At 71.9% G+C, this 26,242-nt stretch carries 19 protein-coding genes; 3 read left to right on the top strand and 16 right to left on the bottom strand.

Features of this window, described 5'->3' with window-relative positions:
- Nucleotides 1-28: 28 nt before the first annotated feature.
- Nucleotides 29-1,378, bottom strand: coding sequence for an extracellular solute-binding protein (locus tag ABZ493_RS16085; RefSeq protein WP_430583151.1), 1,350 nt, complete (start codon nt 1,376-1,378; stop codon nt 29-31).
- A 137-nt stretch (nt 1,379-1,515) separates the two neighbouring features.
- Between ABZ493_RS16085 and ABZ493_RS16080 the strand changes: the two genes are divergently transcribed.
- From ABZ493_RS16080 to ABZ493_RS16070, 3 genes are all read left to right on the top strand, one after another.
- Nucleotides 1,516-3,108: an alpha-L-arabinofuranosidase C-terminal domain-containing protein gene (locus ABZ493_RS16080; protein ID WP_430583150.1), complete on the top strand. Its 1,593-nt coding sequence runs from the start codon at nt 1,516-1,518 to the stop codon at nt 3,106-3,108.
- 127 nt (nt 3,109-3,235) lie between these two features.
- Nucleotides 3,236-3,793 carry a DUF6529 family protein gene (locus tag ABZ493_RS16075; RefSeq protein ID WP_430583149.1) on the top strand — a complete coding sequence of 186 codons (558 nt, stop codon included), beginning with the start codon at nt 3,236-3,238 and terminating at the stop codon, nt 3,791-3,793.
- Nucleotides 3,790-4,056, top strand: a complete 267-nt coding sequence (locus tag ABZ493_RS16070; protein WP_430583148.1) for a hypothetical protein — start codon at nt 3,790-3,792, stop codon at nt 4,054-4,056. Before ABZ493_RS16075 ends, ABZ493_RS16070 begins: the two co-directional genes overlap by 4 nt.
- A 106-nt stretch (nt 4,057-4,162) precedes the next feature.
- On the opposite strand, the gene ABZ493_RS16065 is transcribed toward ABZ493_RS16070, so the two are convergent.
- From ABZ493_RS16065 to ABZ493_RS15995, 15 genes are all read right to left on the bottom strand, one after another.
- Nucleotides 4,163-5,719, bottom strand: a complete 1,557-nt coding sequence (locus ABZ493_RS16065) for a helix-turn-helix domain-containing protein (RefSeq protein ID WP_430583147.1) — start codon at nt 5,717-5,719, stop codon at nt 4,163-4,165.
- A gap of 98 nt (nt 5,720-5,817) precedes the next feature.
- A complete protein-coding gene (locus ABZ493_RS16060) occupies nt 5,818-6,765 on the bottom strand; it encodes a carbohydrate ABC transporter permease (RefSeq protein ID WP_430583146.1) in 948 nt (315 codons plus the stop codon).
- Nucleotides 6,762-7,637: a sugar ABC transporter permease gene (locus ABZ493_RS16055; protein ID WP_430583164.1), complete on the bottom strand. Its 876-nt coding sequence runs from the start codon at nt 7,635-7,637 to the stop codon at nt 6,762-6,764. Before ABZ493_RS16055 ends, ABZ493_RS16060 begins: the two co-directional genes overlap by 4 nt.
- Nucleotides 7,638-7,744: 107 nt before the next feature.
- Nucleotides 7,745-9,139: an extracellular solute-binding protein gene (locus ABZ493_RS16050; protein ID WP_430583145.1), complete on the bottom strand. Its 1,395-nt coding sequence runs from the start codon at nt 9,137-9,139 to the stop codon at nt 7,745-7,747.
- A gap of 85 nt (nt 9,140-9,224) precedes the next feature.
- Nucleotides 9,225-10,901, bottom strand: a complete 1,677-nt coding sequence (locus ABZ493_RS16045) for a glycoside hydrolase family 13 protein (protein ID WP_430583144.1) — start codon at nt 10,899-10,901, stop codon at nt 9,225-9,227.
- Between the two features lie 186 nt (nt 10,902-11,087).
- Nucleotides 11,088-12,104 carry a LacI family DNA-binding transcriptional regulator gene (locus ABZ493_RS16040; protein WP_430583143.1) on the bottom strand — a complete coding sequence of 339 codons (1,017 nt, stop codon included), beginning with the start codon at nt 12,102-12,104 and terminating at the stop codon, nt 11,088-11,090.
- Nucleotides 12,105-12,230: 126 nt separating this feature from the next.
- Nucleotides 12,231-16,112 (bottom strand): alpha-L-arabinofuranosidase C-terminal domain-containing protein, encoded by a 3,882-nt coding sequence (locus ABZ493_RS16035; RefSeq protein ID WP_430583142.1) that lies wholly within the window; start codon nt 16,110-16,112, stop codon nt 12,231-12,233.
- 149 nt (nt 16,113-16,261) lie between these two features.
- Nucleotides 16,262-17,284 carry a galactofuranose ABC transporter, permease protein YjfF gene (yjfF, locus tag ABZ493_RS16030; RefSeq protein ID WP_430583141.1) on the bottom strand — a complete coding sequence of 341 codons (1,023 nt, stop codon included), beginning with the start codon at nt 17,282-17,284 and terminating at the stop codon, nt 16,262-16,264.
- The gene (locus ABZ493_RS16025; protein ID WP_430583140.1) at nt 17,284-18,378 is read right to left on the bottom strand and encodes an ABC transporter permease; all 1,095 of its coding nucleotides are present in this window, start codon (nt 18,376-18,378) and stop codon (nt 17,284-17,286) included. The genes yjfF and ABZ493_RS16025 overlap by 1 nt, the downstream gene beginning before the upstream one ends.
- Complete coding sequence (locus ABZ493_RS16020) at nt 18,378-19,874, bottom strand: sugar ABC transporter ATP-binding protein (RefSeq protein ID WP_430583163.1); 1,497 nt, start codon at nt 19,872-19,874, stop codon at nt 18,378-18,380. The genes ABZ493_RS16025 and ABZ493_RS16020 overlap by 1 nt, the downstream gene beginning before the upstream one ends.
- A gap of 159 nt (nt 19,875-20,033) precedes the next feature.
- Nucleotides 20,034-21,041, bottom strand: coding sequence for an ABC transporter substrate-binding protein (locus tag ABZ493_RS16015; protein WP_430583139.1), 1,008 nt, complete (start codon nt 21,039-21,041; stop codon nt 20,034-20,036).
- Between the two features lie 174 nt (nt 21,042-21,215).
- The gene (locus ABZ493_RS16010) at nt 21,216-22,769 is read right to left on the bottom strand and encodes a sugar ABC transporter ATP-binding protein (RefSeq protein ID WP_430583138.1); all 1,554 of its coding nucleotides are present in this window, start codon (nt 22,767-22,769) and stop codon (nt 21,216-21,218) included.
- A complete protein-coding gene (locus ABZ493_RS16005) occupies nt 22,766-23,785 on the bottom strand; it encodes a LacI family DNA-binding transcriptional regulator (RefSeq protein WP_430583137.1) in 1,020 nt (339 codons plus the stop codon). Before ABZ493_RS16005 ends, ABZ493_RS16010 begins: the two co-directional genes overlap by 4 nt.
- A gap of 136 nt (nt 23,786-23,921) precedes the next feature.
- Nucleotides 23,922-25,433 (bottom strand): L-arabinose isomerase, encoded by a 1,512-nt coding sequence (gene araA / locus ABZ493_RS16000; protein ID WP_430583136.1) that lies wholly within the window; start codon nt 25,431-25,433, stop codon nt 23,922-23,924.
- Nucleotides 25,434-25,487: 54 nt separating this feature from the next.
- Entirely contained in the window at nt 25,488-26,198 is a 711-nt protein-coding gene (locus ABZ493_RS15995; protein WP_430583135.1) for an L-ribulose-5-phosphate 4-epimerase, read from the bottom strand.
- Nucleotides 26,199-26,242 lie beyond the last annotated feature (44 nt).

Genomic DNA, 26,242 nt, shown 5'->3' with positions numbered 1-26,242 from the left:
GATCCTGTGCTAGTCGATCCTGTGCGCGTCATCGGACCGTGAACCCCTGCTGCTCGGCGTAGCGCACCAGGCTGTCCTGGATGGTCGCCAGCGCGTCGGCGGCGGTCGAGTCGCCCTCGACCATGTCGTAGAGGGCCATGGTCTGGCGGTCGTACGCGTACACCTGGAACGGGCTGAACGTGAAGCCCGGGTACTGCGCGGCGGCGTCGAGGAAGACGTCGCGGTTGACCTGCTGGCCGCCGAAGAACGGGTAGCGGCGGTCGGTGAACCACGGCGCGTCGAGCGCGAGGTTCCACAGCGGGAACAGGCCGGCGTCCTCGACGCCGATCTTCCACGTCTCCTCGTCGTCGAACAGCTCCATCGCGACGGTGGCGGCCGCCTCGGGGTCCGCGGCCTGCGAGGTGACCGCGAGCGCCGAGCCGCCCTGGTTGACCTGCACCGGGTTCGCCGGGTCCCACTGCGGCAGCGGCGCGGCCTTCCACTCGGCGCCGGAGTCGGCGTCCGACAGGCCCTCGAGGTAGCCGGGGCCCCACGCGGCGGCGATGTAGACGGCGTAGGTGCCGTCCACCAGGGACGTGTTGTAGTCACTGGTGAACGCGTCGTCGCTGGACACGAGGCCGCGGTCGATGAGGTCCTCCCAGTAGGACAGGACGTGGCGCGCCTCGGGGGTGTCGACGTCGATGCCGATCTGGTCGCGCTGGGCGGGGTCGTAGGCGAACGGCGCCCAGCCGGCCTGCGCGAACAGCGCGTAGTTGAACGCGCCGCCGTTCGTGGCGTAGTTGGTGATGTAGCCGTCGTAGCCGGCATCGCGCAGGTCCTGCGCGGCCTGGGCGAACTCGTCCCAGGTGGTGGGCGGCTCGACGCCGTACTTCTCGAAGATGTCGGCCCGGTAGAGCATGCCGACGGGGCCGCCGTCGACGGGGACGGCGAACACCGAGCCGCCGGAGGAGACGTCGGACCAGGCGCCCGCCGGGAACTGGTCCTCCAGGTCGGCGGCGCCGTAGGGCGCGAGGTCGGCGAGGCCGTCGAGGATCGTGTAGGTCGGCAGGATCTCGGACTCGAGCTGGATGACGTCGGGGGCGCCGGTGCCCGCCTCGAGGGCGGTGGAGAACTTGCCGTACTCGTCGGCGCCCTGGCCCGCGTTGGTCCAGCAGATCTGGACGTCGTCGTGCTGGGCGTTGAACGTGTCGACGATCTGCTCGACGGCGGGATACCAGGCCCAGAGCGTGACGCGGGTGGCGTCGGGCTCGGCGATCTCGTTGGTGCAGCTCGTGTTGTTCGCCGAGCCGGCGTCGTCCCCGGGCGCGCACGCCGCGAGCGACAGGCCGGCCAGGCCGGCGGCCGTCGCCGCCACGGCGCGTCGCAAGCCTCTGCGCATTGCCGATTCCTCCTCGAGTCGTCCGGACCCAGATCATCCTGGGCCGATTGGTGCCGCGCGCGGCGACCGTGGTTGACTCTACATCGTTGTACACGGTGGCTTCACCATCGCCCACTTCGACGAGGAACGTGAGACCCATGACGGCTCCCCACACCGATGCCCGCCCCGCCCCCGCCGCTCCCGACGACGCCCCCGGCGCCTCCGCAGGCGCCCGCGTCACCCTGCACCCCGACTTCCGCCGCGGCGCCGTCGACCGCCGCCTGTTCGGCTCGTTCGTCGAGCATCTCGGCCGCGCCGTGTACACCGGCATCTTCGAGCCGGGCCACCCGACGGCCGACGAGCACGGCTTCCGCCGCGACGTCGCCGACCTGGTCCACGAGCTCGGCGTGCCCATGGTGCGCTACCCGGGCGGCAACTTCGTCTCCAACTACGTGTGGGAGGACGCCGTCGGCCCGGTCGAGCAGCGCAAGCCGTTCCTCGACCTGGCGTGGCGCACCGTCGAGCCGAACCTCGTCGGCACCGACGAGTTCCTCCAGTGGGCCGAGCGCGAGGGCGTCGAGCCGATGATGGCGGTCAACCTCGGCACCCGCGGCGTCGCCGCCGCCGCCGCCCTGGTCGAGTACTGCAACGGCGAGGCCGGCACCCGCTGGGCCGACCTGCGCATCGCCAACGGCCGCGAGAAGCCCTACGGCGTCACGCTCTGGTGCCTCGGCAACGAGATGGACGGCCCGTGGCAGATCGGGCACAAGGACGCCCACGAGTACGGCAAGCTCGCCGCCGAGGCCGGCAAGGCCATGAAGCTCGTCGACCCGTCGATCTCCCTGATCGTGTGCGGCTCCTCGTCGATGCAGATGCCCACGTTCGGCGAGTGGGAGCGCACCGTCCTGTCGTACACGTACGACCTGGTGGACCACATCTCCATGCACGCCTACTACGAGGAGGTCGGCGGCGACCGCGCGTCCTTCCTCGCGTCGGGCACCGCCATGGACCGCTTCATCGACCGCGTCGTCGCGTCCGCGGACGCCGTCGGCGCCGAGCGCCGCAGCGACAAGAAGATCACCATCAGCTTCGACGAGTGGAACGTCTGGTACCTCGAGACCCGCTTCCCCGGCGAGGAGAACCTGCCGATCCAGCGCGACGCCCCGCGCATCATCGAGGACGTCTACTCCGGTCTCGACGCCGTCGTCGTCGGCGACCTCATGGTCACGCTGCTCAACCACGCCGACCGCGTGCCGGTGGCGTGCCTCGCGCAGCTCGTCAACGTCATCGCGCCGATCATGACCGCCCCGGGCGGCGAGGCGTGGCGCCAGCCCACCTTCCACCCGTTCGCGACGACGTCGCGCCTCGCCCGCGGCACCGCGCTCGACGTGCGGGTCGACGCGCCGTCGTACGACACCGCGCGGCACGGCGCGGCGCCCGTCGTCACGGCCGCCGCGACGGTGGACGACGACGGCACGCTCGGCCTGTTCCTCACCAACCGGTCCGACCGGGTGGTCGAGGTGGAGCTGGCCCACGTCGGCGCCGCGCTCGACCTGGCCGAGGGCTGGCAGATGGTCGCGGACCACGAGCCCGCCGTCGAGGGCCCGGAGCACGCCGCGAAGGTCGCCGAGGCCTGCTGGTCCGTCGTCGACGTCGCGTCGGTCGCCACGACGGGAGACGCCGGCACCACGCGCGTGCGCCTCGCGCCGGAGTCGTGGACCGCGTTCGGCGGGACGTTCGCCCGCGTCTGAGCCCCCGCGAGATCGAGGTATCCGTCGCGAGATCGACGCTCAGAGGGTCGATCTCGCGACGGGTGCCTCGATCTCGTCGTGGACGGTCCCGATGGCCAGCGCGGGGAGGACCGGGCACTGTGCTGACATGGGCGAGTCCCCCGCGGTCCCCCGCGCGTCGTGGCGCTGGGCGCTGGCCGCCGCGACGGCGGCGGGCGTGGCCGTCGCGGCCGCGTTCGGCGCGTACGCGGACGCGCACCCGGGTGACGGCGCACCGCTGCTGACGCTGTGGTTCACCGACTTGCTGGCGATGAAGGCGTGGCTGTCCACCGGCGCCGTCGCGCTGCTCCTGGTCCAGCTCGCCTCCGCGCTGGCGATGTACGGCAGGCTGCCCGGCGTCCGGGAGGCCCCCGGATGGGTCGGCCTCCTGCACCGGTGGAGCGGGGTGGCCGCGTTCGGGCTGACGCTGCCGGTCGCCTTCGCGTGCGTCTGGTCGATCGGGCTGGAGGACGAGCCCGCGCGGGTGCTGGCGCACTCCGTCGCCGGCTGCCTGTTCTACGGCGCGTTCACGGTCAAGATGCTCGCCCTGCGGGTGCGCGGCCTACCGCCGGTCGTGCTGCCCGTCCTCGGCGGCCTCGTCGTCGCGCTCCTCGCCCTCGTCTGGTCCACCTCGGCCCTCTGGTACCTCACCGGCGGTGTCGCGTGACGGGTCCCCGCGCCGCGCCCGACGCCGCCGCTCCGGACGGTCCGGGACCGTCGCGACGCGACGTCGTCGAGGGCCTCGCCGTCGCGCTGGTCGCCGGCGTCGGCGGCTTCGCCTGGTTCTCCGCCTCCGGCCCGCCGTCCGAGGACGAGCGCGAGGAGCTCGAGGACCAGCGAGACGAGGAGCAGGACGAGCTCGAGGACCGGCAGGACGACGAGCGGGACGACGACGAGGATCGCAGCGGTCCGGACCGGGGGCGAGGATGAGACGACGGTTCCGGCAGCGCCTGCCCACGCTGGTGCTGATCGCGCTGGCCGCCGCGACCGTCGGCGCGATGCTGGCCGCGCTGCGCTGACCGGCGCCCGACAGGACTCAGACGGTGGCGTGCCGCCTCACGACGCGGCTCACCGTCGCGCGCGACACGTCGAAGCGCTCGGCGATCTCCCGGTGCGTGAGACCGTCGTCGGCGAGCTCGACGATCCGCCGGTCGCGGTCGCCCCGGTCCTCGGGCTGCTCGTCGGCCGTCGTGGCCGGTGGCTCCTCCGCCACGACTGTGGGCGCTTGCGGCGCAGCAGGCGGGGACGCGTCGACCGGGGAGTCGACCGTGGTGTCATCCGTGGCGCCCCCGTCCGGCGAGGTGCCGTGGGCCGTGAGGAACGCGGACCGCTGCGCGAGCGCGCCGCCCAGCGCCGGGTCCGACTGCCGCAGCAGGTCGAACACCTCGACCCGGCGGGTGTGGCCCGTCTCCGGCAGCGGCTCGCTCGTGCCTGGCAGCCCGCTGTCCACCTCGACGTCGGCGGGCCGGAGCTCCGGCGCGTCACCGTCCCCGGTGCCACCAGCGCCACCGGCGCGCTCGGCGGGGTCGGCCGCCGGGTCCGGCCCCAGGTCCTCGTCGACGTCGTCGAACCAGGCCTGCACCACGGCGTCGTCGACCACGTCGTCCACCACGCCGTCCACCACGCCGTCCACCGCACCGTCACGACGCCCGGCCTCGTCGACGACGGGCGTCGCGCCCGTGAGCGCCGCCTGGAGGTCGTCCGCGAAGGCGTCGTCGACGAACGAGCCGCCCGCGGCGCCCTGCACCGCCGTCGTGGTGACGACCGGCTCGGGGTCGGCCGGTTCCGGGGCCGCCTGCGCGGGCGACGGCGCGGCGGGCGCCGGCAGGACGCGCGGGCCCGGTGCGGCCGCACCGCGGGCGACGCCGCGCTCGACGGAGCTGGCGCCGATGAGGTCGAGGCGGTTGCCGTGCCGCTCGGCGGCCTCGAGCCGCTCCACCCAGACCTGCATGCGCCGCTCGAAGTCCTCGACCGTGAGCAGCTTCAGCGCGGCGTCGCGCGCGGCCCGCTGGCGGCTGTGCGCCGTCCGCACCTTGCGCATGCCCGCGTGGTTCCCGGTGCTGTCGAGGCGCGCGTCGCGCCACAGCTCGAGCGCGGTGACGTACTGGTGCACGCGGTGCTCGCGGCGGCGCTCGTCGAGCGTGTGCCCGGTGACGAGATGGCGCTCGCCCACCAGCGCGAGGTGCCACATGAGGGCGGCGACCAGCGGCGGCACGAACCGGAACGCGACCATGTACGGGGTGCTCGCGTCCGGCACGGCGATCTCGTGCAGCGCCGCGAACATGCCGGACGTGCCCGACAGGATCCACGTGAGGGTGAGCAGGACGCCGTACGGCCGGCCCTCGAGCGCGGCGTTGCGCGCCATGAGGGCGACGGCGACGAGGCTGACCTCGAGGAACCCGGCCAGCGCGTAGGCCTCGGCCGGCGACATGCCCGCGACCTCCAGGCCGAACAGCACCATGCCGCTGTACGCCAGGGCGGTCGCGATGGTCGCGGCGACGACGACCGCGACCATCGGCAGGTGCCGCCCGCGGTAGCGCACCGTGCGCCGGGCGGGCCCCGGGGTGTCGGTCGTCGGGTCGAGCTGGGTCACGTCGTTCCTCCGGGAGTCGCTGATCTGCTCACCTATCAGATCTGCGCATATACCAGCATTCGGACGATCCAGGCGTCAACGACACAGCGGGTGAACCGTCAGCCCTTGACCGCTCCCCCCAGCCCGGCGCCCCGCAGGAACAGCCGCTGGAAGACGAGGAACATCGCCACCGGCAGCACGGTCGAGATCGCGAGCGCCGCCAGGAAGACACCCAGCTCGGTGGACGCCTCGATCGCCGGAAGGCGTACGGACAGCGGCTGGATCGCCGGGTCCTTGAGCACCAGCAGCGGCCACAGGAAGTCCTTCCAGGCCGCGATGACGGCGAACACGGACACGACGCCGAGGATCGGCTTCGACATCGGCAGCACGATCGACCAGAACAGACGGTACGGCCCGGCGCCGTCGACCCGCGCGGCCTCGAACACCTCGCGCGGCAGGTTGTCGAAGAACCGCTGCACCAGCAGCACGTTGAACGCGCTCGCGCCGGCCGGCAGCCACACGGCCCAGAAGCTGTCGACCAGGGACCGGCCCAGCAGCGGCGGGTCGAGGATCGTCAGGTACAGCGGCACGAGCAGCACGACGGCGGGCACGAACATCGTCGACAGGACGAGCGCCTGGACGACCTTGCCGTAGCGCGGACGCAGCACCGACAGGGCGTAGCCGCCCGTCGTCGCGACCACGAGCTGCACGGCCCACGACCCGAGGGCCAGCCACACCGTGTTGAGGAAGTAGCGGCTGACCTGGACGTCGTTCCAGGCCCGCTCGAGGTTCTCCCACGCGATGCCGTGCGGGAACACCGCCATCGGCGTGCGCAGGATGTCCTGCGTCGGGGTGACCGCGTACTTCGCCAGCAGCAGCATCGGGCCGAGCCCGACGACCACGAGCAGCACGAGCAGCAGCACGTGCGTGCCGCCCATCCCCCAGCGGACCGCGGGGCGACGCCAGTCGGGTGCGGACAGGGCGCCGCGGTCGCCGTCGTCGGACCGGGTGGTGCGACGGCGCGCGGCGCGCACCCGGGCGGGACGTGCGGTGGGCGAGAGCGTCATGACGTGCTCCAGGACCGGGTGAGCCGGAAGTAGAGGACGGAGAAGACGGCGAGGACCGCTGCGAGCATCAGCGACAGCGCGGTCGCGGCGCCGTAGTCGCCGCCGAGGCTGTTCTGGAACGCGTACCGGTAGATGAGCAGCAGCACCGTCACGGTGGCGTTGTTGGGGCCGCCGCCGGTGAACAGGTACGGCTCCAGGAACACCTGCGCCGTGCCGATGACCTGCAGGATCAGCGTGATGAACAGGACCCCGCGCAGCTGCGGCAACGTGACGTGCCAGATCTTGCGCCACAGGCCGGCGCCGTCCACCTCGGAGGCGTCGTACAGCTCGGCGGGCACGCTCGTGAGGGCCGCCAGGTAGATGATCACGGTGCCGCCGGCGCCGGCCCAGGTCGCGGCGAGCACGAGGGACGGCATGGCCCACGACGCGTCCTGCAGCCACGGGTACGGGCCGAGCCCCACCCAGCCGAGGATCGTGTTGAACACCCCGGTCGGGCCGCCCTTGTAGAAGAACTTCCACAGCAGGACGGCGACCACGGGCGGCACGACGACCGGCAGGTACGCGAGCGCCGAGTACAGGCCCCGGCCGCGGCGCACCTCGCGCATGAGCACCGCGGCGACCAGGGGCACCGGGTAGCCGAACAGCAGGGCCAGGAACGCGAAGTACAGGGTGTTCTTCACGGCCTTCCACAGCAGCGGGTCGGCCAGCACGTGCCGGAAGTTGTCCAGCCCGACGAACGTCGGGTCGGTGACGAGGTTCGTCTCCTGCACGCTCATGATCACGGCGCGCACGATCGGGAACCACGAGAAGACGCCGAAGATCACCAGCAGCGGCAGCAGGAAGACGAGGCTGTGCAGCCCGCCCCCGCGCAGCCACGTGGCCGGGCCCCGACGCGGGCGGCCGGCACCGGCCGCCCGCGCGGGTGCGGCGACGCCGCCGCGTGACGATGAGCGGGACGAGGTGGTCGTGACGGTCACTGTCAGCCCTGGTCGAGCAGCGCCTGGGCCTGCGTGTTCGCGTCGGCGAGAAGGGCGTCGATGTCGGCGCCCTCGTCCGTGAGCACCGCCTGCACGACCGGGTCGAGGAGCGCGTACACCTCCTGCGTCTTCTGCGACGGCTCGCCAGCCAGCGGCAGGTCGAACATCGCGTCGGTGAACGCCGTCATCTGGGCGAGCGGCACGTTGACGTAGTCCGCGATCCACTCCTGGTTCAGCTCGTACTGCTCCTTCGAGAACATCGGCAGGACGGGCGTGCCCACAGGCTGGTCGTTCTTGGCGAGGGTCTCGGCGTCGGCGACGGCGCGGTCCTCGTCGACCAGCTTGTTCAGGTAGAAGAAGTCGATCCACTTGATCGCGGCGTCCTTGACGCCGTCGTCCACGTTCGCCGGGACCCCCGCGAGGGTGCCACCGGTGAGCGTGGCCGCCTCGGGGGCGTCGGACAGCGGGATCGGCGCGAGGCCGTAGGTGTCCGGGTCGACGGCGTTGGTCTGCACCAGCGAGGTGTAGATGTCGGAGCCCGAGGTGAACATGCCCACCTGGCCGGCCGCGAACTCCTGGTTGATGCTGCCCCAGTCGAGCAGGAAGTTGCCGCCCATGGAGCTGTCCGTCCACCGCAGGTCGTGGAGGAACTGGAGGGTCTCCTTGGTGCCCGGGTTGTCGAGGGTCGCCGTGGCCTTCTGGTCCGCGTCGGTCTCGACGGTGCGGCCTCCGCGCGCGACGGTCTGCGCGGTGAGCTGCCAACCGCCCGTGTTGTTCTGCGTCATCGTCGCGTAGCCGGCGACGCCGGGGTTGGCGTCGGCGATCTTCTTCGCGTACTCGCGCACCTGGTCCCAGGTGGTCGGCGGGCTGTCGGGGTCGAGGCCGGCCGACTCGAAGAGCTGGCGGTTGTAGTGCAGGGCGACCGGGTAGGCGTTCTTCGCCGGGATCGCGTACACGTGTCCGTCCTCGCCCGTGCCGGCCTCGAGGATCGTCGGGTTGAACTGCTCGGCGTACGGCAGGGCGCGGAACTGCGCGTCCATGTCGGCGAGCTGGCCGTTCTCCACCAGGCCCTGGGCGTCGGTGAACGGGATCTCGAAGACGTCGGGCAGAGTGCCGCCCGCGAGCTGGGCGGCGAACGTCGTCGCCTTCCACTCGTACTCCTCGGGCTGCACGTCGATGTCGGGGTTCGCCTTCTCGAACTCCGCGACCTGGTCCTCGAAGGCGGCGACCGCCTCCTCCGTGGACCCGGGCAGCAGGGAGACCACCGAGAGGGTGACCTGCCCCGCCGAGTTGGTGCTCTCGTCCTGCGGGTCGCCGCCGCCGGAGCACGCGGCGAGCGCCCCCGTCGTGAGCGCGCCCACCAGGACGAGCGCGGCCGGCTTTCGTGTGGACTTCATCGTCACTCCCTTGTCGAGGTCACCGGCGAAGGAATCGCGGTGGTGCAGCTGGTCGGTGCGGGCAGGTGGGTTCAGGCGGGCCGGTTCACGGTCGGAGCCAGAGGGCGACGTCGGTGGCGACCCGCTCGAGCGGCTCGCGGGGATCGGCGCTGTGCAGCACGACGTCGGCGCCGGTGGGCAGGGGGACGGGCTCGGGCCCGAGGTTGACGACGCACACCAGACCGTCGACACCGGCCCGTTCCGGGTCGCCGTCGCGGGCGAAGGCGAGGACGTCGTCGCCTACCGGGACGTCACCGACGGCGTCGAGCCAGCGCAGGCCGCCGTGGTGCAGGGCCGGCTCGGCGCGGCGGGCCGCGAGCGCCCGGCGGTACAGGGCGAGCGTCGACGCCGGGTCCGCGTCCTGCGCCTCGACCGACAGGCCGCCCCACGCCGCCGGCTGCGGCAGCCAGGGCGGCGCCCCGTCGTCGGGGCCGAAGCCGAGCGAGGTGCCGGCGCGGGTCCAGGGCAGGGGCACGCGGCAGCCGTCCCGGCCCGGGTCGACGCCGCCGGACCGGTCGTGCATCGGGTCCTGGAGGAGTTCGTGCGGCAGGTCCTCGACCTCCGGGAGGCCGAGCTCGTCGCCCTGATAGACGTACAGCGCCCCCGGCAGGGCGGCCACGAGCAGGGCCGCGGCGCGGGCCCGCCGGCGCCCGAGGTCCAGGTCGGTCGGGGTGCCGAACCGCTTGGCGGCGAACGCGAACGACGAGTCCGCCCGCCCGTAGCGCGTCACCGGGCGGGTGACGTCGTGGTTGGACAGCACCCAGGTGGCGGGCGCCCCGACGGGCGCGTGCGCGTCGAGGGTCGTGGTGATCGACTCGCGCAGCGCCTTCGCGTCCCACGGGCGGGCCATGAAGTCGAAGTTGAACGCCGTGTGCATCTCGTCGGGACGCAGGAACCGCGTGAACCTCTCGGTGTCCGGCAGCCAGACCTCGCCGACCAGCACGCGCGGCTCGGCGTAGGAGTCGGCCAGGGCCCGCCAGGACCGGTAGACGTCGTGCAGCCCGTCGCGGTCCACGTGCGGATGCTCCCCCGGCCCCGGATGCTCGGGCACCTCGGGCAGGGCCGGGTCCTTGACCAGCAGCGCGGCCGAGTCGATGCGGATACCCGCGGCGCCCCGGTCGAACCAGAAGCGCAGGATCTCCTCGTGCTCACGACGCACGTCGGGGTGGTCCCAGTTGAGGTCGGGCTGCGACGGGGCGAACAGGTGCAGGTACCACTCGCCGGCCGTGCCGTCCGAGTTCGTCGTGCGGGTCCAGGTGGTGCCCTGGAAGTCCGAGACCCAGCGGGTGGGCAGCTCGTCGCCGCCCTCCCCTCGCCCGGGTCGGAACCAGAACCGCTCCCGCTCGGGCGAGCCGGGACCGGCGGCCAGCGCCGCGCGGAACCACGGGTGCTCGGCGGAGACGTGGTTGGGCACGACGTCGACGATCGTGCGGATGCCGACCTCGCGGGCCTCCGCGATGAGCGCCTCCGCCTCGGCGAGCGTGCCGAACTGCGGGTCGATGGCGCGGTAGTCGGCGACGTCGTACCCGCCGTCCGCCAGCGGCGACACGTACCAGGGGGTGAACCACAGCGCGTCGACGCCGAGGTCCCGCAGGTACCCGAGGCGGCTGCGCACCCCGGCCAGGTCGCCCGTGCCGTCGCCGTTCCCGTCGGCGAACGAGCGCGGGTAGACCTGGTAGATCACCGCGCTGCGCCACCACTCGGCGTCCTGCCCGTTGCTCACCGATGAGCTCCTTCCGCGTCGTCGCGTCGATGAGCAGGACAGTAATCAGACGACTCATAGCGCGCAAGAACTTGACAACAGCGTTATCGAACTGCGACATCAGCGACGACCAGATCCGCGCGCAGGAACGGCCGGCCGGGCGACAAGGGTCGCCCGACCGGCCGTCGGGAGGGAGGGGTGCGGGTGTCAGCCCGCGGCGCGCGGGGCCGCCGCCGTCGAGCGCCGCACGACGAGCTCCGGTTCGAAGAGCAGCTCGTCGCGCGACACCGTGGCGCCCGCGATCATGCTGGCCAGGATGTCGACCGCCGCGCGGCCCATGGCGTCGATCGGCTGCCGCACGGTGGTGAGCGCCGGGTCGGTGGAGTTCATCAGCGCGGAGTCGTCGTAGCCCACCACCGAGACGTCGCGCGGCACCTCGAGCCCCGCACGCCGCACCGCGCGGACCGCGCCGAGCGCGAGCGGGTCGGACGCGCACAGGATCGCCGTCGCGCCGGCGTCGAGCAGGCGACCCGTCGAGGCCTGGCCGCTCTCGAGCGAGTACTGGCTGTGCACGACGAGCTCGTCGGGGAGCTCGACGCCGTGCCGCCGCGCGTACGCGCGTGCGGCCTCGAGCTTGCGCTCGGACGGGACGTGGTCGCGCGGGCCCAGCAGCAGCCCGATGCGCGTGTGCCCCATGGACACCAGGTGCTCCAGCGCCTGGTGCGTCGCGACCAGGTCGTCGCACGAGACGTGCGGGAAGTCCAGGCTCTCGATCGACGCGTTGATGAGCACGACCGGCAGGTTCAGCGCCTGGAGCCGCTCGTAGTGCGCATGGTCGGCGTCGCGCTCGGCGTAGAAGCCGCCCGCGAAGATGACCCCCGACACCTGCTGGCCCAGCAGCAGGTCGATGTACTCCGCCTCGGAGATGCCGCCCGCGGTGCGCGTGCACAGCACGGGCGTGTACCCCTGCTGCGCCAGCGCGCCGCCCACCACCTCCGCGAACGCGGGGAAGATCGGGTTCGCCAGCTCGGGCAGCACCAGCCCGACGAGCCGGGGCCGGTCGCCGCGCAGCTTGGTGGGCCGCTCGTAGCCCAGCACGTCGAGCGCGGTGAGCACCGCGTCGCGCGTCGCCTGCGACACCCCGGGCTTGCCGTTGAGCACCCGGCTGACCGTCGCCTCGCTGACCCCCACCTTCGCGGCCACGTCGGCCAGTCGTCTCGACATGCTCCCGACTGTACACGCGACCACGCAAGCGGCTTGCGTTTCTTGCATCGTTTGCGCGTCCGCGAGGCGTCAGGGCCACGTGCAGGAATACCTGCGCGTGGCCCTGACAGCTCGGTGGGGACGGGGTCAGCTCGTGGGCTTCCAGGGACCGTGGCGGTCGCCCGGCTCCTGGTTCCTGGTCCACCACCTCGCGGTGTAGATCCGGCCCTCGTGCTCGACGACGTCACCGGCGTCGAAGATCCGCGACGGCGTCCACACCGCGGTGCCGTCGGCGGTCTCGGCGATCTCCTGCCACGGGCCCCAGTCGGACTCCCCCGGCGCCTGGTCGCGTGTCCACCAGGCCGCCTCCCACACCGAGCCGTCGTGCGTGACGAGCTCGCCGGCGGTGTAGGTCGTGCCGGCGTCCCACGCGGGCACCTGGGGCGCCTCCGCCTCGGCGAGCCGCAGGAACGTGATCGAGTGCGCCGGGAAGTCGTAGGTGAACGACGTCCCGGCCCCCTCGAACGTCCGGTCAACCGGCATGACGCGCTCGGGTCGCGTCTTGGTGTTGGTCGCCGCCGGGTCGGCCGTCATCTCGGTGACGGTCGCCGTCGCGGCAGGCTCGAAGCCGCCCGTGACCTCGACGTCGGTGCGCGCCACGGCGTCGCCGACGTTGACCACCTTGGCCACGAGCTCGCCGGTCTCCTCGTCGTGCGTCACGACCTGGAACAGCGACTTGGTCACGGGCTCCGTGTAGGTCAGCTGGAGCTCGCCGTCGAGGTACATCTCGATGGTGCGCCCCTCGACGACGACCTTGATCCGGTAGTCACGACCGTTCTCCAGCGGCGTGAACGACTCCGCCGCGGCGACCTCGCCCTGGCGCGCGCCGTCGGCCCTTTCCAGCACGGACCGGGTGTTGCCCCAGCCGCCCAGGTTCCACCAGTAGAAGTCGTCGCTCGCGCTCGCGCCGAACCCGACGAGGAAGCCCTCCGCCCCGCCGGTCTTCCGGGCGGTGACCTCCATCGTGTAGTTCTTCCAGTCCTTGTCGTACGCGCCCGTGATGACGGCGCGCGCGTCCTCGACGGTGGCGTTCGACTGCACGTAGCGCCCGTCCGCCACGGACCAGGTGCCGCGCTGAGCCTCCCACTGCGACGCGTCGTCGAACGTGTCGGAGAACAGGACCTCGCCGCTGGCGTTGTCCGTGACCTGCACGTCGTCGTACTGCGCCTGCGTGGCCCAGGTGGACAGGAAGACGCCGCCGTCGACGTCCTGCGGGACGACGTCGGGCCCGTCGCCGAGCTCGGACGGGACCACCTGGTCGCCGGCGTTCGTCATGAACATCTGCTGGGTGTAGTAGTTCACCGAGCCCCACGACTCGTCGTTGTCGAACCACATCATGTCCGGCGACCACTGCGCGTAGTCCTCGTTGGCGAACATCGGCGCGTACGAGGCCAGTTCGACGACGTCGGAGTTGCGCTCCAGCCCCGTCATGTACGCGGCCTCCGCGAGCGCGTTGCCGAACGTGTTCCCCTTCGACGCGTACTCGCCCAGGAAGACGTGCGGACCGTTCCGGTCGTACGAGTCGTACCGCTCGGAGTTCTGCAGGAACCACGACGGGTCGTTGTAGTAGTGCTCGTCGACCATCGCGACGCCCTGCTCGCGGTTGAAGTCCCAGAGCTCGTCGAAGCGGGTGCCGGCGTCGTCGGGCCCGGAGTTGGAGATCACCGTGATGTCCGGGTACTCCGCCTCGATGGCGTCGCGGAAGGCCGGGAAGTTCTCCTGGAACTTCGGGGTGTTCTCCTCGTTCCCCAGGCCGATGTACGGCAGGTCGAACGGCTCCGGGTGGCCGAGCTCGGCACGCTTGGCGCCCCACTCGGTGTCGGTGGAGCCGGTGGCGAACTCGATGAGGTCGAGGGTGTCCTGGATCCAGCGCGGGCGCTGGTCGTCGGTCATCTCCGGGATGCGCGACCCGCAGCCGTTGGCGCCCACCGACACGACGGGCAGCGCGAAGGCGCCGAGGTCCTCGGCGAACTCGAGGTACTCGAGATAGCCGATGCCGTACGACTGGTTGTAGCCCCAGAAGTTCCAGTTGGTCGGGCGCTCCTCGACGGGGCCGATGGTCTCCTTCCACTGGTACGTCCGCTGCCGGTCCTGGCCGTCGGACTCGAGGTACGAGTCGAACGTGCCGACGTTGGTGACGCAGCCGCCGGGGAAGCGCAGGAAACTCGGGTCGAGCTCCGCGACCTTCTCGGCGAGGTCCTTGCGCAGGGTGCTCTTGCCGTTGACGGGCCCGACCCACGTGTCCTGCGGGAACAGCGACACCATGTCGAGGCGCAGCATGCTCTCGGCCCCCGAGGACACCCGCAGCCGCGCGGCGTTCGTCGTCGCGGAGGCTGTCACCGTCGCCGTGTACTGCGCCCACTCGTCGGAGCCGTCGACGGCGACCGTCGCCGTCCCGTACGTCGTCGCGCCGTCGGCGGAGACGAGGGTCGCCGTGACGTCCTGCGCGACGTCGGACCGCGCCCACACGGAGAAGTCGTACGACGCTCCCTCATCGAGCGCGACGCCCTCGTTGTACGAGGAGTTCGCGACGCCGGTGGTGCCGTCGGAGGTCACGGTGAGGTAGTGCCGGTTGCTGTCGTTGAGCCACTCGCCGCGCGCGGACTCGACGGCGACCTCGCCGCCGCCCGTCCGCTCCCAGCCGGTCAGCCCGGTGAAGCTCGCGTTGTCGGACGCGTCGAACTCGAACGACCGGTTGCGCACCAGCTCGGCGTACAGGCCGCCGTCGGCGGCGTAGTTGATGTCCTCGTAGAAGACGCCGTACAGGTCGTCGCTCATCTCGGTGCGGTCGGCGGCCGAGTCGATGGTCAGCTTCTGCTCGACGACCTCCGGCTCGCCCTCCGGATACGCCTCGAGCAGCGCCTGCTGCTCCGCCGTGGTGATGGGAAGCACGGTGCCGTGCCGCGGGTGGCTCGGCAGCTCGGCGTCGGGCACCGAGGTCCAGTCCCCGCTCGCCAGGTCGTCGGTGCGGAACAGCATGTACCCCTGGCCGCCGTGGTACGACGGCTGGTCGATCATCATGAACCAGGAGTCGTCGGTGAGGGACGGGAAGACCGTCGGCCCCTCCCCCGCGGTGAACTCGCCGCCCCAGGGGTTCGGCTCGCCCACGCCGACGTGCTCGGCCACGAGGTCCCACCCGTCGCCGTCGGTCACGCCCTGCGTGCGGGACAGGTCGTCGGACGACTCCTCGCGGACCGTCATGTCCGCCTCGTCCTTGGTGAACCGGTAGTAGGTACCGTCCTCGACCGCGACGGTCGAGTCGATCATGCCGAGTCCCGCGCCGCGCTTCTCGTCGATCCACACCTGCGGCTCGGAGAAGCTGCCCGCGGAGAAGTCGGGCGTCGTGGCGGACAGCATCCGCTGGTACGACGTCGCGATGTCGCGGTCCTCGGGGGCGACGTCGTCCGGGTACAGCGCGGACGCCCAGTAGACGACGAACTGCCCTGTCTCGGGGTCCCACGTGGCCTCGGGGGCCCAGAGGTTGCCGGCGTTCGGGGGCGCGACCTCGACCTGCTGCTGGTCGGACCAGTGGACCAGGTCGTCCGACGACCAGACCATCATCGACCGGCTGCCGGTCTCCTGGGCGTCGCCGAAGTTCCCGCCGCCCGCGATCTTCAGGTCGGTGGCGAGCAGGTAGTACCGGCCGGTCTCGGGGTTGCGGGTGAGGAACGGGTCGCGCAGGCCCTGCGTGCCGAGAGTGGACTCGAGGACGGGCTCGCCGCCGTTCAGCGTGGTCCACGCGGTGGGGTCGTCGGCCTCGCTGACGGCCAGGTAGATCTTCTCGCCGCCGTCCTGCTCGCCGGCGAAGTAGGGGAAGACGTAGGCGCCATAGCCGGCGCCTACCGCTGACGTGGCCGTTGCCTGGGAGGCGGGGGCCGCCGGTGGCGGGACGGCCGCGGCCGCCGTGGCGGGCAGCGCGAGGGCGAGGGCCACCGCCAGGGGCGACGACCATCTGGATGGGGTATGCATCGTTGTAGAACCTCCGGTGAGTACGTCGTCGTACAGGTTCGGGGAGTGCGCCGCCCGCCCCGACCCGCCGACGGTTCTGATCGTGTACGCCAAACGGCGCAGAACGTTCGCGATCAGAACCGTCGGCCGGCGGGCCGGGGCGGGTGCGGTCAGGTGCGCCGCAGTGCGAGCAGCCGCTGCAGGACCACGAAGACCAGCAGCAGCGCGCCGATGACGATCTTGGTCCACCAGGAGCTGAGGGTGCCCTCGAAGGTGATGATCGTCTGGATGAGGCCGAGCACGAGGACGCCCAGCACGGAGCCGAGCACGAACCCGGTGCCGCCGGTGAGCAGTGTGCCGCCGATGACGACGGCCGCGATCGCGTCCAGCTCCATGCCGACGCCGGTCAGGGAGTAGCCCGACCGCGAGAACATGGCGAACAGCAGGCCGCCGAGGCCGGCGCAGGTGCCGCTGATGACGTACACCAGCACCTTGGTGCGCGCGACGGGCAGGCCCATGAGCTTGGCCGACTGCTCACCGCCGCCGATGGCGTACACGGTGCGGCCGAACTGCGTGTAGTGCAGCAGGTAGAACGCCACCGCCACCACGACCAGCGCGATCACCACGCTCGACGTGATCCGCCACTGCCCGCCGGCCCAGGTGTCCCAGGAGGCCAGGGCGACGAACGACGGGTCGTCGATCGGGATCGACTCCGGCGCCACGAGGAAGCACAGGCCGCGGGCGAAGAACATCGCCGCGAGGGTCGCGATGAACGGCTGCACCTCGAAGACGTGCACCATCGCGCCCACCAGGAGCCCGATCAGCGAGCCGATGAGCACGACCAGCGGGATCACGACCCCGGCAGGGACCCCGGACTGCAGCAGGTAGGCCGCCGTCACGCCGGACAGCGCGAGCACCGAGCCGACGGAGAGGTCGATGCCGCCGGTGAGGATGACGAACGTCATCCCGACGGCCAGCACGATGAGGAACGCGTTGTTGATGAACAGGTTCGCGAGCACGCCCACGGACAGGAAGTTGTCGTAGCGCGCGCCGCCCACGACCAGCAGCAGCACGAACACCACGAGCGTGCCGACCACGGGAAGGTACCGACGGTCGACGCGCAGGCGTCGTCCGACGGACGGCACGCCGCCGGGGCTGGGCGCCCCACGGCGCGGGGAAGCGAGGGTCGTCATCAGGCCACCACCTTGTCCGTGGACACGTCCGCGGGCTTGTCGGACGGCGCGACCGGCGCCGCCCTGCCCCGCCGTCGTGTGCGTTCCAAGAGCTTGCGTCGCATCGCGGGCGACTGGAGCAGCGTCACCGCCGCGACCACGAGCGCCTTGAACAGCGGCGTCACGAGCGGCGAGATGCCGACGTTGGTCACCGTGAGCGACAGCGTCGCGATGATGAGCACGCCGACGAACGTGCCGGAGAGCGAGAACTTGCCGCCGGCCAGCGACGTGCCGCCGATGACGACCGCGAGGATCGCGTCCAGCTCGATGAACAGGCCGGCGTTGTTCGCGTCGGCCGCCATGACGTTGGACGACAGGATCAGCCCGGCGAGCGCGGAGAACAGCCCCGACAGCGCGAAGACGGTCCACACGATGGTCCGCGCGCGGACGCCGGCGAGCCGGCTCGCGGCAGGGTTGATGCCGACCGACTCGACGAGCATCCCGAGCGCCGTGCGCCGCACGAGCAGCGCGACGAGCGCGAAGACTCCGAACGCCACGAGCGTCGCGACCGGGAGCCCGAGCCAGTACCCGGCGCCGAGCATCTTGAACGGGGCGCTCGTGACCGTGGTGATCTGCCCCTCGGTGATGAGCATCGCGACGCCGCGGCCGGCGGTCATGAGGATGAGCGTCGCGATGATCGGCTGGATCCCGAGCACGGACACGAGGAACCCGTTCCAGACGCCGAGCACCAGGCCGAGCGCGAGCGCCATCCCGATGGCGAGGAGCACCGTCGTCGTCGACGCCGGGTCCGGCGCGCCCGCGATGAAGGTGAGGGCCACCGCCCCCGAGATCGCGACGACCGCGCCGACGGAGAGGTCGATGCCGCGCGTGGCGATCACGAGCGACATGCCGAGGGCGACCAGCATGAGCGGGGCGCAGTTGCGCAGGATGTCGATCGGCGACCCGAAGAGGTGGTCGTCGAGGATCGACACGGACAGGAAGCCCGGCCGGACGGCCGTGTTGACGGCGAGCAGCGCCACCAGCGCGACCACGGGCCAGAACAGGTGATGGCGCACGACGGCGCCGAACCCGCCGGCGGCCTGGGATGTGGGCATCAGCGGTCCCCTCCGCTCGCGATGAGCTCGACGACGTCGTCGACGCCGACGGTGTCGGTGTTGGTCAGCTCGGCGACCTTCTGCCGGTCGCGCATGACGGCGATGCGGTGGCTGAGCCGCACCACCTCCTCGAGCTCGGCGGAGATGAAGAGCACCGCCATGCCGCGCCCGGCGAGGTCGGACACCAGGCGCTGGATCTCCGCCTTGGCGCCGACGTCGATGCCGCGGGTCGGCTCGTCGAGGATGAACAGCTCGGGGGCGGTGGCCAGCCAGCGCGCGAGAAGAACCTTCTGCTGGTTGCCGCCCGAGAGGTTGCGCAGCAGGGCGTCGGGGTTGGCGGGCCGGATGTTGAGCGCCTCGATGTACCGGTGCACGATCTCGTCCACCTGCTTGCCGGGCAGCGGGCGCAGCCAGCCGCGCTCCGCCTGGAGGCCGAGCACGATGTTCTCGCGCACGGTGAGGTCACCGACCACGCCCTCGGCCTTGCGGTCCTCGGACGAGAACGCGATCTTCCGGGAGATCGCCGCACGCGGCGTGCGCAGCCGGGTGTCGGTGCCCTTGACGGACAGCGTGCCGGTGTCGGACCGGTCCGCCCCGGCGAGCAGCCGGGCCACCTCGGTGCGGCCGGAGCCGAGCAGGCCGGCGAGGCCCACGACCTCGCCCTCGTGCACGTCCAGGTCGAACGCCTGCACGGAGCCGCGGCGGCCGAGCCCCACGGCCCGCACGAAGGGCTTGCCCCGGGCCGTGTCGACGGCGTGCTCGGTGCGGACCTCCAGGTCCTCGAGCACCTCCATCGACCGGCCGATCATCCGGGAGACGAGCTCGCTCCGGCTGATCTCCGTCGTGCGGTACTCCCCCACCCGCACGCCGTTGCGGAGCACGGTCATGCGGTCGGAGAGCTCGAAGACCTGCTCGAGGAAGTGGGAGACGAACAGGATCGCGACGCCCTGGTCGCGCAGCCGGCGCACGACGGCGAAGAGCCGCGCGACCTCGTCGGCGTCGAGGCTGGACGTCGGCTCGTCGAGGATGAGCACCTTGGCGTCCACCACCATGGCCCGGCTGATCGCGACGAGCTGCTGCACGGCGATCGAGTGCGAGCCGAGCGAGGAGGCGGGATCGATGTCGAGCCCCATGGTGGCGAGGTGCTCGGCCGCCCGGCGGCGCGTGCGGGGCCAGTCGATGGCGCCGAACCGCCGGGGCTCGTTGCCGAGCATGATGTTCTCCGCGACCGTGAGGTTCTCGCAGAGGTTGACCTCCTGGTACACGGTCGCGATCCCCGCGGCCTGGGCCTCGCCCGGGCCGGAGAACCGGTGCGGCTCGCCGTCGACGAGGATCTCGCCGGAGTCGATGCCGTAGACGCCCGTGAGCGCCTTGATCAGCGTGGACTTCCCCGCGCCGTTCTCGCCCATGAGCGCGTGCACCTCGCCCGGCAGGAGCCGGAGGTCCACGCCATCGAGCGCCTTGACGCCCGGGAACTCGATGGAGATCCCGGTCATCTCGACGACGGGGCGCGCGTCCTCGGGTCGGGCGTCGCGGGTGCTGCCGGCGTCGCCGGCGTCCGATGGCGTCATCCTTGACCTTCCGTGGAGCGCGGTGGGTGCGGCGCGGGCGTCCCGCACCGCACCCACCGCGGGTCTCGTGGAGCGTACCGACGATCAGTACTGACGGTCCGGCAGCGCGGCCTTCGCGGCCTCCTGGTCGAACGCCTCGTCCTGGGTGACGATGCGCTTCTCGACCGCCTCGCCGGCCACGACCTTCTTCGCGATCTCCGCGAGGTCCGGGCCGAGCAGCGGGTTGCACTCGACGATGTAGTTGATCTTGCCGTCGGCGAGCGCCTGCATGCCGTCCTTGACGCCGTCGACCGTGATGATCTTGATGTCCTTGCCCGGCACCTTGCCCGCGGCCTCGATCGCCTCGATGGCGCCCAGGCCCATGTCGTCGTTGTGGGCGAAGACCAGGTCGATGTCGTCGTACTTCTGCAGGAAGCCCTCCATCACCTGCTTGCCCTCGGTGCGGGTGAAGTTGCCGGTCTGCGAGTCGATCATCTCGATGTCCGAGCCCGCGATCGCGTCGGCGAAGCCCTGCTGCCGGTCGATCATCGGCGCGGCGCCGGTGGTGCCCTGCAGCTCGACGGCCTTGTAGCCCTCGCCGTCGTACTGCTCCACGGCCCACTCGCCGGCGCGCTTGCCCTCCTCGACGAAGTCCGATCCGATGAACGACTCGTAGAGGGTGTCGTCCTCGGAGTTGACGGCCCGGTCGGTGAGGATCACCGGGATGCCGGCGGACTTGGCCTCCTCGAGCACGGCGTCCCAGCCGGTCTCGACGACGGGCGAGAACGCGATGACGTCGACCTGCTGCTGGATGTAGGACCGGATCGCCTGGATCTGGTTCTCCTGCTTCTGCTGCGCGTCGGAGAACTTGAGGTCGAAGCCGTTCTCCTTCGTGAGCGTGTCCTGGATGGACTTGGTGTTGGCCGCGCGCCAGCCGGACTCCGCCCCGACCTGCGAGAAGCCCAGGACGATCGTGTCCGAGGCCGCGGCCGACTCGCCGCCGCCGTCCCCGCCGCCTTGGGGCGCCTGCTCGCTGCTGCACGCGACCAGCGAGGCCGCCGTGAGCGCCGTGACGAACAGCGCCGCACCGGCGCGCCGGAAGTTCTTGCTCATGATCTCCTCCTCGAGACGCCGGCCGACCGGGGGACCCGGTCCGTGGGTCTTCTCTGACCCTCCGGCAACGCTTGTGTGACCGCTAACATAGCGGAGATGTGACCGGTCACAATAGGGGCCGTCCAGGAATCCACGTCACGATCGCGTAACGCCCCTCGGCGGGCTCGCCGGGGGTCAGGCGCCGGGGTCGGGTTCGTCCAGCTCCGCGGCGATCATCTCGACGATGGTGTCCACCGTGACGCCGGGCCCGTTGCTCAGCTCGCCGATCTTCTCGCGGTCCTTGAGCACCACGATGCGGTCGGCGAGGCGCACCACCTCCTCCAGCTGGGAGGAGATGAAGACGACGGCGACGCCCTCGCCCGCGAGGCGCGCCACCCGGCGCTGGATCTCGAGCTTGGCGGCGATGTCGATGCCACGCGTCGGCTCGTCGAGGATGAGGACGTGCGGCCGGGTGGCCAGCAGCCGGGCGAGCAGCACCTTCTGCTGCGTGCCACCGGACAGCTCGCCGGCCGGACGGTCCAGGTCGTCGGACGACAGGTGCAGCGCGTCGAGGTAGGTGTCGACGACGGCGTCCTGCTCGCCGCGCGACAGCGGCCGCGACCAGCCGCGCAGCGCCTGCAGCGCCAGGACGATGTTCTCCCGCACCGTGAGCCCCGCGACGATGCCGTCGGTCCGCACGTTCTCGCTCGACATCGCGATCCGCGAGCGCAGGGCGGCGGACGGGCTGCGCAGCTGCACCCGGACGCCGTCGAGCCACAGCTCGCCGCGGTCGGCCCGCTCCGCCCCGCTCATCAGCCGGGCCAGCTCGGTGCGCCCGGAGCCGCGCAACCCCGCGAGGCCCACGACCTCGCCCCGGGACAGCTCCAGGTCGGTCGGCTCGAGCACGCCCTGTCGTCCCAGGGCCGCTGCCCGCAGCGTCGGCTCGCCCGTGGCCGCGTAGTGGTGCGCGAGCCGCTGCGAGTGCAGCGCCTGGAGCGCGTCGATGTCCTCGCCGAGCATCTTGGAGATCACCTCGGCGCGCTCGACGTCCGCCGTCCGGAACTCCGCGACGACCCGGCCGCCCCGCAGCACCGTCATCCGGTCGCTCACCTCGAAGACCTGCTCGAGGAAGTGCGAGACGAACAGCACCGCGACGCCCTGGTCGCACAGGCGGCGCACGACGCCGAGCAGGCGGGCCGCCTCGTCCGCGTCCAGGCTCGACGTCGGCTCGTCCAGCACGAGCACGCGCGGCTCGAGGACGATCGCCCGGGCCACCGCGACGAGCTGCTTGGTCGCGGGCGACAGCGCCGACAGCGGCGCGCGCGGGTCGATGTCCTCGATCCCCAGCGCGGCGAGCGCCGCCGACGCCCGCGCCCGCGTGCGCCCCCAGTCGATGCCGAACCAGCCGCGCACCTCGTGCCCGATCATGACGTTCTCCGCGACCGTCAGGTGCGGGCTCAGGTGCGTCTCCTGGAAGACGGTCGCGATGCCGTCGGCGCGGCTCTGGGCGACGCTCGTCGGCGGGCTCGCGGCGCCGTCCACCACGACCGTCCCCGCCAGGATCGGCAGGGTCCCCGTGAGCGCGCCGATGAGCGTCGACTTGCCCGCACCGTTCTCCCCCATGAGCGCGTGCACCTCGCCGGGCCGCAGCACCAGGTCCACGTCGTCCAGGACGCGCACCCCCGAGCGCTCCACCGTGATCCCGCGCATCTCCACCACCGGGGCCGGCACCCCGGGCCGCGAGGTCATCCGCCGACCTTCCGCGGCGGGGCGCTCGACGCCCGCGCGACGAGCTCCGCGGGGATCTTCGTGACCGTCGGGATCTCCTGCTCCTCGATCGCGGACCGCAGGACGTCGACGACGGAGACGCCCAGGGCGTGGAAGTTCTGCCGCACGGTCGTCAGCGGGGGGATGACGTGCCGCGCCAGGGGGATGTCGTCGAACCCGACCACGCTCACGTCGTCGGGCACGGAGAAACCGCGGTCGTGCAGGCCGTGCACGAGGCCCACCGCCATGTCGTCGTTCGCGGCGAAGATCGCCGTGTACTCCGGGAGCTCGCGGATCCCGCGGGCGAAGTCGTAGGCGAAGTCCGCCGTCCAGTCCCCGACGACGATGGGCCGTTCGCGCAAACCCCACGACTTCGCCCGGGCGTGGAAGGACCGCTCGCGGGTGCGGGCGTCGAGCCAGTCCAGCGGGCCGGCCAGGTGCAGGATGTCGCGGTGCCCGAGCGAGACGAGGTGGTCGACGGCGAGCACGGTCCCCGCCTGCTGGTCGACGGTCACGGTGAGGAACGTCGGGTCCTTGTCGGGCTTGACGACGAGCACCGGCACGCCGACGGCGATGCGGCGCAGCGCGGCGATCGACGACGACCGTGGCGCCACGACGCAGAGCGCGTCGATCCCCTGCGCGACGAGGTGGTCGACCCCTTCCTGGGGGGTGATCTCCTCCCCCGCCCGCAGGAGCACGGAGGTCACCACGTACCCGGACGCGCGGGCGGCGGACTCGACGGCGTACAGGGTGCTGGTCGGCCCGAACGTCGCCGCGCTCTCCACGAGGACGCCGATGCGGCGGGTGCGCTGGGTGGCCAGGGCCCGGGCGGTCATGTTCGGCCGGTAGCCGAGCTCCTCGATGGCCTCCTCGACGCGGCGCCGGGTGGCCTCCCGGATGTTCGGGTGGTCGTTGAGCACCCGCGACACGGTCATGTGCGAGACACCGGCGAGCTGCGCGACCTGCCGGATGTTCGGCTTGTCGGCGGGACTCGCCATGCGGACCCTCCTGAGTTCGTGCACCGGGCCGGCCACCCCGGCCGACGGTTCTGATGCCGTACGTTATCGGGCGTTTCGCGTACGAGTTCCGAACCGTCGGCCGCGCGGGGTGGCGGCCGGCGACGTCAGGGCGCTGTCAGAGCCCCTGGGCGAGGCGGTAGTACACCTGGTTCCAGCGCACCTGGTCGGCGAAGCCGCGGCGCGTGGTGTCCTCGTCGATGACGAGCAGCTCGGTGCGCGCGATGTTCGCGAACACCTCGAACGCCTCGACGCCCGCCGCCGTCGACATCACCGTGTGGTGCGCGCCGCCGGCCGTGAGCCACGCCTCGGCGGAGGTGGTGAAGTCGGGACGCGGCGCCCAGACGGCGCGGGCGACGGGCAGGTTCGGCAGGTCCTGCGTCGGCGGCACGACGTCGACCACGTTCGCGGTGAGGCGGAAGCGGTCGCGCATGTCGGCGAGCGAGACGACGACGGCGCCCTCGGTCGCGTCGGCGTCGAACACCATGCGGACCGGGTCCTCCTTGCCGCCGATGCCGAGCGGGTGGATCTCCACCCGCGGCTTCGACGTCGTGAGGGACGGGCAGACCTCGAGCATGTGGGCGCCGAGGATGAGCTCGGCCCCGGGGGTGAGGTCGTAGGTGTAGTCCTCCATGAGGGAGGCGCCGCCGGGCAGCCCCTCGCCCATGACCTTGGCCGCGCGAACCAGGACGGCCGTCTTCCAGTCGCCCTCGGCGCCGAAGCCGTAGCCCTTGCCCATGAGGCGCTGCACGGCGATGCCGGGCAGCTGGCGCAGCGCGCCGAGGTCCTCGAAGTTCGTGGTGAACGCCTTGGCGCCGCGCTCCTCGAGGAACGCCTCCATAGCGATCTCCTGGCGGGCCGCGTAGCGCAGCGACTCGTGCCGCTCGCCGCCCTTGCGCAGCTCGGCGACGACGTCGTAGAGCTCCTCGTACTCGGCGACGAGCGCGTCGACCGCGGCGTCGTCCACGGCCTCGACGGCCTCGACGAGGTCGTTGACGCCCCACGTGTTCACGGAGACGCCGAAGCGCAGCTCAGCCTCGGTCTTGTCGCCCTCGGTGACGGCGACGTTGCGCATGTTGTCGCCGAAGCGCACCAGCTTCAGCTCGTGCGTGGCGGCCCAGCCCGCGGCGCCGCGCACCCAGGTGCCGACGCGGCGGGTCACGGCCGGGTTCGACGCGTGCCCGACGACGGTGGTGCGCGCGACGCCGAGGCGCGTGGCCAGGTAGGCGTACTCGCGGTCGCCGTGCGCGGCCTGGTTGAGGTTCATGAAGTCGAAGTCGATGTCCGCCCAGGGCAGCTCGACGTTCGCCTGCGTGTGCAGGTGCAGCAGCGGCTTGCGCAGCGCGTCCAGGCCCGAGATCCACATCTTGGCCGGGCTGAACGTGTGCATCCACGTGATGACGCCGAGCACCTTGTCGTCGGCGTTCGCGTCGAGCATCGCGCGGCGGATGGAGCCGGCGTCCTTGAGCACGGGCTTCCACACGACCTTCGCGGGCACGTCCGACGACGCGTCGAGCGCGCGGGCGACCTCCTGCGACTGCTGGGCGACCTGCTCCAGCGTCTCGGGGCCGTACAGGTCCTGGCTGCCGGTGAAGAACCAGACCTCGCGGTCGGCGTACGGCTTGCTCATGGGTGTCCTCTCAGGATCAGGTCTGGATCAGATCTGGTGCGGCGGGCGGCCGGCTCAGTGCTGGCCGTAGACGTTCTGGTAGCGGGCGTACAGGGAGTCGATGTGCTCCTGCGCGATCGGCAGCGGCTCGCCGAGCTGGCGCGACACGTGCACGGTGCGCGCCACCTCCTCGACCATCACGGCGGCCTTGACCGCGGCGCGCGCGTCCTTGCCGATGGTGAACGGGCCGTGGTTCTGCATGAGGACCGCCGGGCTGCGGTGACCGCTCAGGGTCTCGACGATGCCGCGGCCGATCGAGTCGTCGCCGATGATCGCGAACGGGCCCACGGGGATCGGGCCGCCGAACTCGTCGGCCATCATCGTGAGCACGCAGGGGATCTCCTCCGCGCGGGCGGCCCACGCCGTCGCGTAGGTGGAGTGCGTGTGCACGACGCCGCCCACCTCGGGCATGTGCGAGTACACGTAGGCGTGCGCAGCGGTGTCCGACGACGGCGAGCGGTCGCCCTCGATGAGGTTCGCGTCCAGGTCGCAGACGACCATCGACTCGGGGGTGATGTCGTCGTACGAGACGCCGGAGGGCTTGATGACGAGCAGGTCGCCCGAGCCGTCGGGGGTGCGGTCGTCGCGGACGCGCTCGGAGACGTTGCCGGCGGTCCACACGACGAGCTCCCAGCGGGGCAGCTCGGCGTGCAGGGCCGCGACCTTCTCCTTGGCGGCGTCGACGGCGGCGCGCAGGTGCGCGGGGACCTCGGTGGGGGTGCTCATGTGCTTCTCCAGTGCGGGGGGGCGGTTCGTCGACTGCGGGTGTC

Origin of the sequence: Isoptericola sp. NPDC019482, from assembly GCF_040632295.1 — a bacterium.
GTDB lineage: Bacteria > Actinomycetota > Actinomycetes > Actinomycetales > Cellulomonadaceae > Isoptericola.
Note: the sequence above shows the minus strand (reverse complement) of the source record. Positions and strands in the feature narration are given on the sequence as shown.